Origin of the sequence: Nostoc sp. (genome assembly GCF_036917095.1) — a bacterium.
Lineage (GTDB): Bacteria > Cyanobacteriota > Cyanobacteriia > Cyanobacteriales > Nostocaceae > Nostoc.
This window is the reverse complement of record NZ_JBALFH010000031.1, coordinates 112,083-125,685: the sequence shown is the minus strand read 5'-3', so window position 1 is coordinate 125,685 and position 13,603 is coordinate 112,083. Positions and strand designations below refer to the sequence as shown.

Sequence of the window (13,603 nt, the reverse complement as noted above, 5' to 3'; positions counted from 1 at the left end):
CAGTTTTTAACTGATTATTGTAGCAATAAAGCTGCTGTTGAAAAAAATTTCATTTATTATGGGTTGAGATAACAATGTTAATGATTTCCAGTGGTGAGCGCGGAAGTGGCAGATAGAAAGAGTGGAGAGTTCTCTCTCGACAAAGTAATTCATAATTGGAACTCTTAATCATAAATTATGAATTACGAATTAGTAATTATTTCGTCAATAACTTCGCTAACGGCACAATTGAATGGTGTAATTTCGACTTGACGAGTGCCCTCATGCTCATAAGTCAAGCACACGCTAAGATAACTATCTGGCTTGTAGGGTAATCGTTCTGCCCATTCAACTGCGACAATTCCCGGTGTCGCTTCAACACCTTCCCAGTAGCTTTCTAAATTCAGGGCTGCAACTTCTTGTGGTTCTAGGCGATATAAATCTAAGTGGTAAAGCGGAAGGCGTCCTTCCGCGTACTCATTAATCAGAGTGAAAGTGGGACTGACAATGGGTTCAGTAATTCCCAAACCTTTGCCAATACCTTGTACTAAGGTAGTTTTCCCAGCGCCTAAGTCACCTTCTAGTAAAATTACACTGCCAGGAGTCAGGGTTTTACCGAGAGTAATACCTAAGCGTAAAGTTGCCTCTGTATCTGCAAGAAAAATTTTGATCATTAGTTATTAGTCATTAGTCTAAACAAATGACAATTGACATTTATCTGCCCTGATTAGCTCGACCGTACCACCGCAACAACACTCGTGCTAGTTTCTGCGGATTATGACGTACAAAACCCGTTTCATCTTCATACAAAACATTAGCTGGAACAATCCTGCGTCCTAACTGATATATGGTTTCTCGATCTAAGAATACGGGATGGGAATTTTGTTGAGCGTAACGGAGCAGTGATTGCTCTGAGGGGGATTTTTTGTGTACCAGTACAGCATCAAATAGTCGTCTTTCCCCACAAGCAGCATCAATTGCTCTGATATGATCGGCAACAGTGTAGCCTTCAGTTTCTCCTGGTTGAGTCATTATATTGCAGATATAAATACGGGGGGCATCTGATTGAGCGATCGCATCGGCAATCTCTGGTACTAATAAATTAGGAATCAGGCTGGTATAAAGGCTACCTGGGCCAATAATGATGTAATCAGCTTCTTTAAGTGCCTTAATAGCTGCTGGTACCGCTGGCGGATTAGCGGGAATGCAGCCAATTTTGACAATTTTACCGCCAGCTTTGGGAATGCTAGACTCCCCATCAATACGGCGACCATCGGCTAATTCTGCCCAGAGGCGAACATCACTGAGAGTTGCTGGTAGTACTTGTCCTCGTACCGCTAGCACTTTAGAACTGGCTGCAACGGCTTGTTCTAAATCTCCAGTAATATCACTCATTGCCGTTAAAAACAAATTGCCAAAACTGTGACCCGTCAACCCATCTCCAGCCCGAAAACGGTATTGAAACAATTCTGTTAATAACTTTTCTTCATCTGCTAGTGCAGCCAAACAATTGCGAATATCGCCTGGTGGTAACACTCCAAATTCTTGACGCAACCGCCCAGAAGATCCACCATCATCAGCTACAGTGACAATCGCAGTAATATTAGCGCTGTAGGTTTTCAGTCCCCTTAACAACGTAGAAAGTCCCGTACCACCACCAATTACCACTATTTTCGGGCCTCGGTACAATCGACGATGGGCCAGCAAGACATCAATGAGTTCCTCTCCACCTTCTGCTCTTAGTACCTTAGTAATTGAGCCTACAGTGCGAGTTTGTCCCCAAAGCACTAACAGCAAGCCGCCAAGCAGCACCAAAGGCCCACTAATATAGTTGGGTAAGATGTTGGTGATTACTCCCAGGAAACCCCTAACCAACTCGATCATCCAAAAAATTGGGGTCAGCTTAATCCAAATAGCTAACCCCAAACTCGCGAACAGTACACCCCCAGTACTGATCAACAACCAACGTTTTACCGATAGTCCAGGGGATAACCATTTGAACCACTGGTTAACCCGATAGGAAGTACGAGAACGCGATTGCTTTTGCAAGGCGTTGAGGGCTTGTCTGAGAAAACCAATTGACATACCTGATTTGGAGCAGTGCTACAAACAATAATTAACAGAAAATGTACACCACTTGGTTTAAAACACTAGGCGTGAAACTATTATATTTGTCAATCCCATTAGACTAAGGGCAAGTGGTCAAGATTGTCAGTATTCCTAGTTGAACAATATCCCTGGCTTGGTAAAAGTGAATTTAATGGAAAAACGAATTTTAGGATTAGATCCAGGACTGGCAATTTTAGGATTTGGGGCAATTACCTGCACACAAACACCTAACAAGATACAAGAAACTACAGTAAATATGCTGGATTTTGGGGTAATAAAAACCTCGGCAGATGTAGAAATGGGACAGCGCTTATGTACCTTGTTTGATGATTTACACACCGTGATGGAGGAATTTAAACCGGATTTGGTTGCGATCGAGAAACTATTCTTCTATCGTATGTCAAGTACAATCCTGGTTGCACAGGCCCGGGGTGTACTCATTTTGGTGTTGGGCCAGCGTCGTCTTCCCTACGTAGAGTTTACTCCTGCTCAAATTAAGCAAGCTTTAACAGGCTATGGCAATGCTGATAAGTCAGAAGTGCAAGATGCGGTGGCGCGGGAGTTGGATTTAGATGAAATTCCTAAGCCGGATGATGCTGCGGATGCTTTGGCGGTGGCTTTGACGGCTTCTTATCAGCTGTAGGTTTGTACATAAACAATAAAGTTCTTTACTGGCAACGCCTGAAACACTGATTAGCGATCGCACTTCAGCTACTGGCATATTCCAGTACTCATTCCCACTCCCAGTGCCACGCCGTCTCTACCAGTATTTCTTTGGTGTTGGTGAATTTGATGAATTTTTGCCCAAAGGCAATAAAGTACATCAGCAACCAGTCGATTACGTACATCATAACCCCACATTTGAACTACGACATTCTATCACCTTGCTTAATCTCTGCCGTCAAATGTCGTAGTAACCAACATATATAAATTTAGTATAAAGCAATTAAGTTGTTACATGAAGCTTATTTGAATGTTGGCTTAACTGTCTTAACTGTCCTTGCATTTCCAGGATTTAGTGTGAAAACATAACAAAGCTTAGAGAGCCAGTCCACAACTATTACTTTTATAGAAACTAAGTCGATGAAACTGATAAAGTTAATACTCATGTCTGCCACAGTACTAACAACGCTGCTTATCAGTAATAATCAGGTACAAGCTGTTAATCTAGCTTTGAGCCTTGGAGATTTGGTGACTTCTCCATCAGATGTTAATATTGCTGGTCTTTGTGTTGACTTAAAACAGTGTCAACCAGGGGACGTGATTACTGTCTCTGTTCCTGAAGGTACTACTTCTCGATTCGTCAAAAATGATACAAATTTTAACTTATCTCAAATCACCTATACGATTTTACCTGACCAAAATGTTGTTTGGAATCCAGCTTCTAAGTTTAGCTTTTTTCAAAAGCAGGAGATTTCTCTGGATGGTAAAGTACTGACTTTTAGTAATGGAGAATTTTTATCTGGAGCAACTGGACTGTTTAGCAGAACAGGTAATGTTCCAGTAAAAATTACTGTCTCCATTGAAGGTAAATCTAAATATAAATCTGTTTCTGAACCTTCAGTAATCTTGGCTTTACTAGGAGTATCTAGTTTAAGTTTGCTACTTAACAATAAGGGTTTACAAAAAATCTAAGTTCATCTTAGTTACTACAAAATAAAGCGTGACACCGAATAGCCAGCCGTAGGCATCGCAGCAATTAAAAACAACGTCTAAAAGCACTGTGGGAACTGCTACTGTCTGTGTACAGTAGTTCTAATTATCTGGACTTGATATTACACGGTATAGTATCTCGCCAGCCTTCGGCACAAACAAAATACCTTCATCCTCACGGTTAGCCCATTCAGTGGGTTGAATGGTAGCCGGATCGCGATAGTTCAAGTTATGAGCAGCACAGCGTTCAGCAGAAATACCCGTAGCTAAAGTGACGCGAATCCGCGCTTGTTCCCCTTGTATAGGATCAAAAGTACCCATACCTTTTAAGTGAGTACTATGAGCCAGTACTCCACCGGGATACGCTTGGAATTTATCCCACTGTTTGAGGAAGTAATCGCGCACATGATAGCCAATTTGGGCTAGGATTTCGCCGTGTGTATAGCTAAACTCAGTAATGTGAGGGGCATATATAATTACTTCACCTCCGTCCGCCACTACTGGCTCTAGCTTGTACATTCCTTTAGCTGCTGTCCAAATGTCGTCATACATTTGGGGCATTACTGAAAGTACTTGTTTAAAAGACCGATCTACATATTTAATATGCAGTTTAGCTGATAATTTTGCAGCAGCTTCCCAGGCTGATTCTGGTTTATCTATATAAAGTCCAGCTAGCTGATTCGTTTTTGGTGCGACTACCATCGCCAAGCAAAGTTTCGGGGTAGAAATCAGGCTAGCGGCTCGGTTAATCAAGCGCCGAACTGGTGTTATTCCCGGTGTACCAATAATTTCATAACTGGTGATTAAAGCACCCAACCAGTGTGATAAATCAATTACTTCTTGACCACCAATGCCGGGAAAAAAGTATTTATTTCCACCAGAGAAACCGACAACTTCGTGGGGAAAGACCGGGCCGCAAATCATTATTAGATCGTACTCTGTTACAAGCTTATTAACACGTACATCAACTGATTGATGTAGCATTCCACGGCTAATCTCTGCTATCTCATCTGCCGAAATTACTCCACAAGAAATAAAGGTATCCGGCTCATCCCAAAGGTGGTTAAAAATGCTAACTTTTTTAAAAGTTGTCTCTCGCTCCTCGTGTGTCACCCCCACCAAGTGATTGATTTGTTCCTCACTCATGGGATTATGTGTACCCAGAGCGATCAAAAAATCTAGAGCTGCTACCCTTTTTCCCAATTCTTGATGAAGCAATCGAAACATTTGAGGTATAGGAGCTGTACGGGTGCCATCTGGAATTAATACCAAGATGCGCTGTCCATCCAAATTAGGGTCTGCTAAAGCTTGATGAACTAGCCCGGAAACTTGTTCATCTGAAAGTATCCCGTTAGTTACGGCTAGTGAATACATTTTTAACTCTCCTTATTACGAGAAGTTTCTCAGTTGAGTAGCAGGGAAGATGCTTAAAAAGCATAAATATTTCTACTTGTACCAATTCTGTTTGTTCTTATCGATTAACTAAGGTTGTGGCTATCGCACGCCTATTACGCAAGGAATTGAATCAGACGCTATCCATTCATGACCCTGATAATACTCAACATGAGAGTGCAAACCACGTCTTGAGCTATCTGAGAAATTAAAACACTCTGCCAAAACTGCTAATTTTGATGCTTCTCCCTCTACCTTCAGAAAATTCGCTGAAACTGAAAATTTGACAGCACCTATAGCCTGACAGATTAATAAAGAATCAAGACGATTGTATGGTGCTGGATCGAAGTTAGCATCAGCCGAAATGTCAACTTGCACCTCATGAATCTGCAATAAGTTCAAAATTTGATGTCGAATGCTTCGCAGTTCTTCAGGTATACCAGTGATATTAATTTCGTCTTGGCCGTAGCGAATTTGAATCATCGAACTTTCAGATTAACTAGTAAAGAAACGATCTGTTAGCAAGTGGTTTATTCCGACGTAGACGCGTTAGCCGTTGGGCGTTATCGCAGTTAGTTTAAACTCCACTGTAGATACTAAATCCACCATCTACCGGCACAACTACCCCGTTAACGAAACTAGAACCAGAACTGCATAACCAGATTAAAGTGCTGAGTAATTCATCTGGTTTTCCAAAACGTCCGGCGGGGGTATGGTCGATAATTTTTTGCCCGCGTTCGGTCAAACTGCCATCTGGATTTAGGAGTAAATCTCGATTTTGCTCCCCAATAAAGAAGCCTGGCGCGATCGCATTTACTCTTAATCCATCTCCATACTTTTGGGCGAGTTCTACCGCTAGCCAGCGAGTAAAGTTATCTATCCCCGCTTTAGCGGCTGAGTAGCCAACGACGCGGCTAATCGCCCGAATGGCAGACATAGAAGATATATTGACAATACAACCGTGGGGCTGATTTGTTTCGACCATTGCTTGACCAAAAACTTGGCTGGGCAGTAGAGTACCGACTAAGTTGAGGCTAACCACTTCCTCAAAAGCCGTGTGTGGCATATCAAAAATAGTAGCATCAGGAGTAATTGTGGCAGCAGAAATATTACCGCCAGCCATGTTTACCAAGATGTCTATTTGACCCCAACGCTGTAGGATAACACCTTTGGCTATTTCTAATTGGGAGCGATCGCTAACATCTGCCAGCACAGCTATGCTTTCTCCACCGTTAGCGGTAATTTCAGCTACTACCGCACTCGCCCGTGCTTCATTGCGGCCCAGAACGGCTACTTGCGCTCCAGCAAGGGCCAAACCCTTTGCCATAGCCCCACCAAGCACACCAGAACCGCCTGTGACTACTGCTACTTGTTCTTTTAGGCTAAAAAGTTTATTTAAAATCAAATCTGGCATCAATGATTCCCCTGTTTATTCTAATTAGTAATTAAAAAAGTCAATATTTAATCTGGGTTTCCAGGTTTCGTTTGTAGTTAGGACTAGAGCGTGTTTTAAAACTACTTGTTTAGCCTCTTAAGTCTTTAGATCCTCCTAAATTCCTCGATAAATTGGGGGATTTTAAGAGACTATTAGCCCCCCTTTTTTAGGCTACGGTGTACACACAAGTCCTGTTGCAGCCATATCTTTATTAATAAATCTCGCACTACGTTTTTATCCCGCCTCGGAATGAATTCCGAGTCTCATAGCCTAAGTCCACTTAAGTGGACTGAACGATCAATCTAGTCCACTTAAGTGGACTTCAGCTATGAGCCGCTGAACTTTAGTTCTGGGCGGGATGTCGCAGAGTGTGACAGTCAGTGTACACCGTAGCTTTTTAAGGGGGGTTGGAGGGATCTAAAACTTTGAAAACACAGACTAGCCCTAATAGCTTGATTTTGGAAAATTGGTATTAATCCAATTTGTAAGCAACCTTAGCGAGGTCGTAAGCTAAAGCACGAGCCATACCATACCCTTCCTCTTCTTCAACCAATCCACGTGTTACCAATCCAGCTAACCAATTACAAGCTACCCGCCGCCAGACTGTGTGACGAGCCGGAATAGAAACGAAAGCCCGTGTATCATCATTAAACCCAGCAGTATTATAAATTCCGGCAGTTTCCATTACCTGATTGAAGTAGCGCTCCATGCCATTTACGCTGTCGTTAAACCACCAAGGCGGCCCGAGCAATACAGTAGGATAATGACCGGCTAACGGAGCCATTTCCCGGCTATAAGTACTTTCATCTATGCCAAAAATGATTAAGCGGAAGCGGCGATGGTTACCGTAGGCTGACAACAACGGGCGTAGATTTTGAGTCCACTCTATTTTTAGCGGAATATCAGCACCTTTATCAGATCCAAATCTCTCAAATAAAGCTGGGTTATGGTTACGCATAACACCACAATGCATTTGCATCACCAAGCCATCTTCCACACTCATCCGCGCCATTTCCACGAACATATGACCGGTAAAATGTTCTACATCACCTGGATTCAGCTTGCCGATTAATGCTCTAGCAAAGATAGCTTCTGCTTCCTGGTCGGAAAGGCGTGTGGTATAAGGCGTAGCTGCACCTTGGTCGGTAGCTGTCGCGCCCATTTTTTTAAAGAAAGCTCGACGTTCTTCTAAAGCTTGTACAAAAGTGGCGTAACTGGTAATTTCTCTGCCAACAGTGCTTTCCAATTTGCTAAGATTTTCGCGCCAACCAGGAGCATCCAGGTTAACTACTGCATCTGGTCGAAAAGTTGGTCTGATTTGAGTAAAACCTTCTTGGTGGAGCGATCGCTGATTCTCTAGGGTATCGCTGGCTGCATCGGTAGTACAAAGCACTTCGATGTTAAAGCGTTTGAATAAAGCACGAGGGGAAAACTCAGGCAAGGCTAACAGACGTTCCAGATAATCATAGATATGTCCGGCAGTGTGAGAGTTTAAAGGTTCATCTACATCAAAGACGTTAGTTAGTTCGTCTTTCAGCCATAACCCGGATGGAGTACCCTGGAATAGATAAAAATGTTCGGCGAACAATTGCCAGATTTTGCGATGGTCGGTTTCTGCTGGCGAACCATCAGTGGTAGGTATGCCCAAAGCTTGCAGAGGTACGCCCCGACTATAGAGCATCCGCAAAAGATAATGATCGGGGATAATAAATAGTTCGGTCGGCGAACCAAAACGGGCTGCGGGATTAGCTAACAAGGCTGGATCTACGTGTCCGTGTGGGCAGACCAGGGGTAGCGCAGATATGCTGTCAAAAAATTGATGGGCTAGTCGTCTTTGAGTTGGTTCTGGAGAAAAGCAGCGATCGCGAGATAAAGTCGGTTTTTTGGTTAACATAATTTTTGTTTAGTTAAAATCTTGAATATTGCTGAGTGAAAATATAAATTTGCTTCACGAGAGAGTAAGAGTTTCCAATTTTTTCAAATTAAACCCCGTCCATTTTGAAACCTGGAGTTTTTAATGAGAGTATATTTTTGATTGTGGCTTGAGTTCTCAGCTTTATTCTGATTACAACCAAACTACAGTTTTCAAGATAGATACGGTTTCAGATTACTTTCTCAATGCTGCACTGCTACCACGCTCTAATAAAAAAGGAGATAAAACGCGGTTTTCCACAGTTTTTTCTTCTAATAAATCGAGTAACATTTGCATGGCTATGCCACCAATTTCCAACATTGGCTGGCTAACTGTGGTGAGTGCTGGCGTAACGTAACGCCCTAAAGCAATACCATCAAATCCAACCAGACTTAAACTTCGCGGGACTAAAATACCTAGTTCTTGGCAGGCTAGCAGAGCGCCAACCGCTACCATATCGTTGTAACAAAAGATGCCTGTTACCTCAGCAGTTAATAGTTTAGAAAGCATATTTTGCCCGGTGGCAACATCGCTTATCCTGGTATCATATTCGTCATTAATTGAAACCCAATCAGGATTTTGTGGTAGACCAGCTTCAGCCAGAGCCATTTGATATCCTTCTAGGCGTTGCTGATTTGACCTGCTGCGATCGCCTACACCCAGATAACCAATAGCGGTGTGTCCCAGACTTATTAGATGCTCTGTGGCTAATTTAGCACCTAAGCGATCGTCTATTGCTACTGAGTGAAATATGTCGGATTGATTTTCTGTCTGACTATTAATCAGAACTGTGGGCACAGCAATTTGCGTGAGTTGCTTTGTGTGCTGTTTACTAATTCGCGAGTCGGCTATTAATATCCCGTCTACTCTTCGGCGATGAAAAGTATCAATAGCTGCTATTTCCTGCTCAAAATCTCGGTGTGAAGCACTCAACAAAACACTCAAACCTGCCGGTCTGGCTATCTTCTCGATTCCTTCTACTACCTCCGCAAAAAAGGGGTCTGCTATAGAAGTTACTACTACACCAATGGTATTAGTACGTTTATTTTGCAAGCTTTGAGCTATAGCATTTGGCACATAGCTCATCTCCTGTGCCAGTCGCTTAATCTCTTCTCGCACCTTCGGGCTAATTAGAGCGTTATCTCGCAAAGCGCGTGAAACTGTAGAATGAGAAACGCCTGCTCTGCGAGCAATATCTTCAATTGAAGTTCTTCGTTTATTCATTTTTTATCTTAGCTTTTAAACTTTGCACACGTGTGCATTTATATGTATTATAGAAAATAATTGTTATTTGTCAACAGATTTAATACAATTCACATTTTGCCTAGAAAGAAGTCAAGAGTCTTGAATTCTGCCTGCGTTTCAATAACTTAACTTTTCTTAAGAAAAAGATGATTAAGCAGTCAATGATTATTATCGTCATGGGTGTATCCGGTTCTGGCAAAACCACCATCGGAAAGCTGCTAGCAGACTCGTTAGAATGGGAGTTTAGCGACGCTGATACTTTCCACTCGCCGGAGAATGTTGAGAAAATGCGGCGCGGTATCCCCCTGAGTGAAGATGACAGGATACCTTGGTTGCAAGATTTGCAAACAGCTATTAAACACTGGCTGCAAGAAAATAAAAATATGGTGCTGGCGTGTTCGGCTCTAAAAGATAGCTATCGGCAATTTTTGGTAGTGGATAGCGATCGCATCAAGCTAGTTTACCTCAAAGGGTCTTATGAGTTGATTCAAATGCGTTTGCAAGAGCGTAGCAATCACTATATGAGCGAAAAACTCCTCGGCAGTCAGTTTAGTACTCTTGAAGAGCCATTAGATTCTATATCTATGGATGTTGTACAGCCACCCCAAATAATTGTACAAAACATTATAACGGCTTTGGGAATTTAGCTTATTGCTTACAATCAGAAGATTAAGATTAATTACGTCTCAACTAAAACACGAACTTTTGACAACTAAGTTACATCAAATATCAGTCTAAATAAATTTTCAAAGGAACCACATAACTATAGTGGTAGGAGAAAACTAGTGTTTCTAAGATTAGCGCAACAACATCAAGAATTTGTCCAAGACTTGGTAATGAACCTACAAGCTTTGACAATTACACTCGATCTGCGTGGCTATACTGCATCTTGTTATACATGCGGCGACCAAATGAACAGTGCTTCATTTATGGTTAGCCTGGGAGAAAAGCACCTGATTCGGTTTTTAGTGTCTGATTACGGGATTACTTGGATGGAATTGTGGGACGATCGCGAATTAATGAAGTTGGAGGGTGCAGAAGCGATAAACCAGTTACAAGAGTTGGCTAATATTCTCAAGTATTCTCCAGTCATACAATTGACAAATTGACACTTCTCTGGGTGAAGCCGATAAAAAAATTAATATGTATTTTGCACACCTGTGCATAACCTATTAAACAATTTATCCAACAGATGTAAGTAACATGGTGCAAAAAACCAAAATATATAACGAAAAGTAAAGTTGCTCAAAAAGCTCTTTCCTGCTGCCTCCTGCCTTGTCATAACGACAATTTTCAACACCGACCTACTTCTTTGTAAATGAAGTGATGGTTTCGGCTAGTCCTGAAGCCACTGGATACGTGCAGATGTAGGAGAACCTTATGGAAAGCAAGTTTAGGCACAGAGATTATAAGCTAAAAAACATCTAAATTGCATAATCAGATTAAATCAAACTCTTGTGGGGTGGGCATCTTGCCCGCCCTAGTTATGCAATTTAAATGTGGAACAGCTTAATTTAGTTGGGCCGGAATCGGTGATGTGATGTGTGCAGTGGTATGAATGTCCGATTGAGCGTCAACATCTGAAGGAATTGATAGAAGCACCGCGATCTGCCGACATTGCGCGATACGGCGCTGTGGTACAAGGTCGTTGCTACCGAGAAGGCATCAAAGTCTCTAGCGATCGCATCAGTGCTTTGTCTTAATTCAATTCCCCATCTTGGCTACTTTGTCAATGTGTTAGCTAATTGCTAATTTATTCCGATCCCAAGCAGATCGGACAAAACACTTGAAAAAGTGAATCGTGCACAGGTCTGCAAAGACGAAAAGAAACTTAACACACATTTTTGCACACGTGTGCAAAAATTAAAAATAAGTCCAAGACAGGTTCTGCACACCTGTGCACAAGGTGGAGTGCGAAAGTACCATTTAACAAATCAATATCGACCAGTAAAAAGATATGTCTCAAACTCTAAAGAATTCCGTCGAACAAGCTCAAAACAATCCCTTACATTCGCTAGAAGAATGGGAAGAAGACTTACTTCATCGCTATCCCGATCCGGAAAGCATAGTTAAAGAAGGTAAAACTACCGAAGAGTACAGGAATTACGAAACGCCTACTAGAGACACGGTAAAAGAATTTTATCGGTTAAATCATATCAATCAAACGTATGATTTTGTATTAGAGAAAAAAGAAAACTTTCTGAAGTTGGATAAGAAAGAAATGTCTGTCTGGGATGCATTAGAATTTTTGAATCAATTGGTTGATGATTCAGATCCTGATACAGACTTAGACCAATTACAGCACCTATTGCAAACATCAGAAGCCATTCGCGCTGATGGTCACCCAGACTGGATGGTACTTACTGGCTTGTTTCACGATATGGGGAAGGTACTTTGCTTATTTGGGGAACCCCAATGGGCCACAGTAGGCGATACCTATCCTGTGGGTTGTGCATTTTCTGATAAGATTGTTTTCTCGGAATTTTTCAAACAAAACCCTGATTACAACAACCCTATATATAACTCTGTATATGGTGTTTACGAGCCAAATTGTGGTTTGAGTAATGTACATATGTCATGGGGACATGATGAGTATGTATATTACATGATGAAAGACTATTTGCCAGAATCTGCATTGTACATCCTTCGCTATCACTCATTTTATCCTCAACATCGTGAAAATGCTTACGAACATTTGATGGATAAACACGATAAAGAAATGTTTAAATGGGTGAAGTTATTCAATCCCTACGATTTGTATTCAAAAAACCCTAATCCTCCAGATTGGCAAAAATTAAAGCCTTACTATGAAGATTTAGTGGCTAAATATTTACCTACAACCTTAAAATTCTAAATTTTTGCTAGTAGCAAAGGCAAAGAATTTAAAATATACCCTATAGACTTTGTAGCTGATTGGGCTTCTGGAGATTGCGATTATTTTTCCCGAATGATGAATAACAATTCTTCAGCAAGCCTAAAACCGAGTGGAATGTTTTCTAAAAACAATAGCACATTGCCACTTATAAAAATATAAAACGTCTGTGCAGATGTTTTGAGGTTTATAGGAACTCACTCGGCTTTTCTTTAATTCCCAGACCAACTGAACAGGCGCAAACTTGTCATCACGTCCGTTATTTCACATTTTAACGACGGCGGTAATCCGGTGAGAATTACTTTTTTGGTATTTCTTCTCTCTATATCTAAAGAAGTATTCTGAGGGAGATATAAAAAACCTATCTCTGGCGACTCAGTATAGCAAATAAGCGCACTTTACAAACATATTTGAGTCAACTCTGAAAATCAGGCAACAGGATTTATGAAAATGGTAATATGCTATAGCTTTCTACCCCTAAAAGATAGATTTGAAAGCAAAATTTTACCTCCTATGGTATTAAATTTTCTCAATTCAACTTAAGTTAAATATGTTAACTTTTTTAAACTCTACCTAAGCTGAAAACTTCTTGTTTTTTGCAAATGCTCCAAAACAAAAAGCTAAAAATACATAGAGATAGAGCAGTTTTCTTGACTTTGTAAAGTTCGATAAACGGCGCTCATATTTGGAACAATCCAGGTTAAACTAAAATCAATGTAAAACCAAATACCAAATTTCAGGTTTTATACATTAAGTTTTAAGAATTTCAGTTTAACACTATTTTTAGCCCAGGCAATTTTCAAATGTAGCTTCACAAAAAATGTGTTTTTTTGATGTAGTGTAGTGCTCATAATTTTGTTTTAACAAACAAAACATGGAATTTAAGACAATTAATAGCACTAACTCGAATCAAGTCACATTATTATAAGTCCTTTGAAAAAAGTTTAAATTGCCAAAGCCAGCAGTATTACTAGCTTGGATCTGAGTTTTTCAGACCTAGCTCATA

13 protein-coding genes are annotated in these 13,603 nt (G+C 41.0%); 6 read left to right on the top strand and 7 right to left on the bottom strand.

Annotated elements, in window-relative coordinates; translation table 11 throughout:
* Positions 1 to 182 precede the first annotated feature (182 nt).
* Positions 183 to 653: a tRNA (adenosine(37)-N6)-threonylcarbamoyltransferase complex ATPase subunit type 1 TsaE gene (gene tsaE / locus V7L01_RS15300; protein ID WP_335036075.1), complete on the bottom strand. Its 471-nt coding sequence runs from the start codon at positions 651 to 653 to the stop codon at positions 183 to 185.
* 40 nt (positions 654 to 693) lie between these two features.
* A complete protein-coding gene (locus tag V7L01_RS15295) occupies positions 694 to 2,064 on the bottom strand; it encodes a gluconeogenesis factor YvcK family protein (RefSeq protein ID WP_335036073.1) in 1,371 nt (456 codons plus the stop codon).
* Between the two features lie 175 nt (positions 2,065 to 2,239).
* Here V7L01_RS15295 and ruvC point away from each other — a divergent pair, with 175 nt between their 5' ends.
* On the top strand, positions 2,240 to 2,731 hold the full coding sequence (gene ruvC, locus V7L01_RS15290) for a crossover junction endodeoxyribonuclease RuvC (RefSeq protein ID WP_335036071.1): 492 nt from the start codon (positions 2,240 to 2,242) through the stop codon (positions 2,729 to 2,731).
* A gap of 464 nt (positions 2,732 to 3,195) precedes the next feature.
* Positions 3,196 to 3,723 (top strand): hypothetical protein, encoded by a 528-nt coding sequence (locus V7L01_RS15285; protein WP_335036069.1) that lies wholly within the window; start codon positions 3,196 to 3,198, stop codon positions 3,721 to 3,723.
* 120 nt (positions 3,724 to 3,843) lie between these two features.
* On the opposite strand, the gene V7L01_RS15280 is transcribed toward V7L01_RS15285, so the two are convergent.
* The 5 genes from V7L01_RS15280 to V7L01_RS15260 form a co-directional block, all read right to left on the bottom strand.
* On the bottom strand, positions 3,844 to 5,115 hold the full coding sequence (locus tag V7L01_RS15280; protein WP_335036068.1) for a lactate racemase domain-containing protein: 1,272 nt from the start codon (positions 5,113 to 5,115) through the stop codon (positions 3,844 to 3,846).
* A gap of 120 nt (positions 5,116 to 5,235) precedes the next feature.
* On the bottom strand, positions 5,236 to 5,616 hold the full coding sequence (locus tag V7L01_RS15275) for a hypothetical protein (protein ID WP_335036066.1): 381 nt from the start codon (positions 5,614 to 5,616) through the stop codon (positions 5,236 to 5,238).
* Between the two features lie 94 nt (positions 5,617 to 5,710).
* Positions 5,711 to 6,547 carry an SDR family oxidoreductase gene (locus V7L01_RS15270; RefSeq protein ID WP_335036064.1) on the bottom strand — a complete coding sequence of 279 codons (837 nt, stop codon included), beginning with the start codon at positions 6,545 to 6,547 and terminating at the stop codon, positions 5,711 to 5,713.
* Positions 6,548 to 7,040: 493 nt separating this feature from the next.
* Positions 7,041 to 8,462: a glucuronate isomerase gene (gene uxaC, locus V7L01_RS15265; RefSeq protein ID WP_335036063.1), complete on the bottom strand. Its 1,422-nt coding sequence runs from the start codon at positions 8,460 to 8,462 to the stop codon at positions 7,041 to 7,043.
* Positions 8,463 to 8,675: 213 nt separating this feature from the next.
* A complete protein-coding gene (locus V7L01_RS15260; protein WP_335036061.1) occupies positions 8,676 to 9,704 on the bottom strand; it encodes a LacI family DNA-binding transcriptional regulator in 1,029 nt (342 codons plus the stop codon).
* A gap of 182 nt (positions 9,705 to 9,886) precedes the next feature.
* Between V7L01_RS15260 and V7L01_RS15255 the strand changes: the two genes are divergently transcribed.
* From V7L01_RS15255 to V7L01_RS15240, 4 genes are all read left to right on the top strand, one after another.
* Positions 9,887 to 10,372, top strand: coding sequence for a gluconokinase (locus tag V7L01_RS15255; RefSeq protein WP_335036281.1), 486 nt, complete (start codon positions 9,887 to 9,889; stop codon positions 10,370 to 10,372).
* Positions 10,373 to 10,510: 138 nt separating this feature from the next.
* Positions 10,511 to 10,834: a DUF1815 family protein gene (locus V7L01_RS15250; protein WP_335036059.1), complete on the top strand. Its 324-nt coding sequence runs from the start codon at positions 10,511 to 10,513 to the stop codon at positions 10,832 to 10,834.
* A gap of 435 nt (positions 10,835 to 11,269) precedes the next feature.
* Positions 11,270 to 11,428, top strand: a complete 159-nt coding sequence (locus V7L01_RS15245; protein ID WP_335036058.1) for a hypothetical protein — start codon at positions 11,270 to 11,272, stop codon at positions 11,426 to 11,428.
* Positions 11,429 to 11,682: 254 nt separating this feature from the next.
* On the top strand, positions 11,683 to 12,579 hold the full coding sequence (locus V7L01_RS15240; protein ID WP_335036057.1) for an inositol oxygenase family protein: 897 nt from the start codon (positions 11,683 to 11,685) through the stop codon (positions 12,577 to 12,579).
* Positions 12,580 to 13,603: the final 1,024 nt, after the last annotated feature.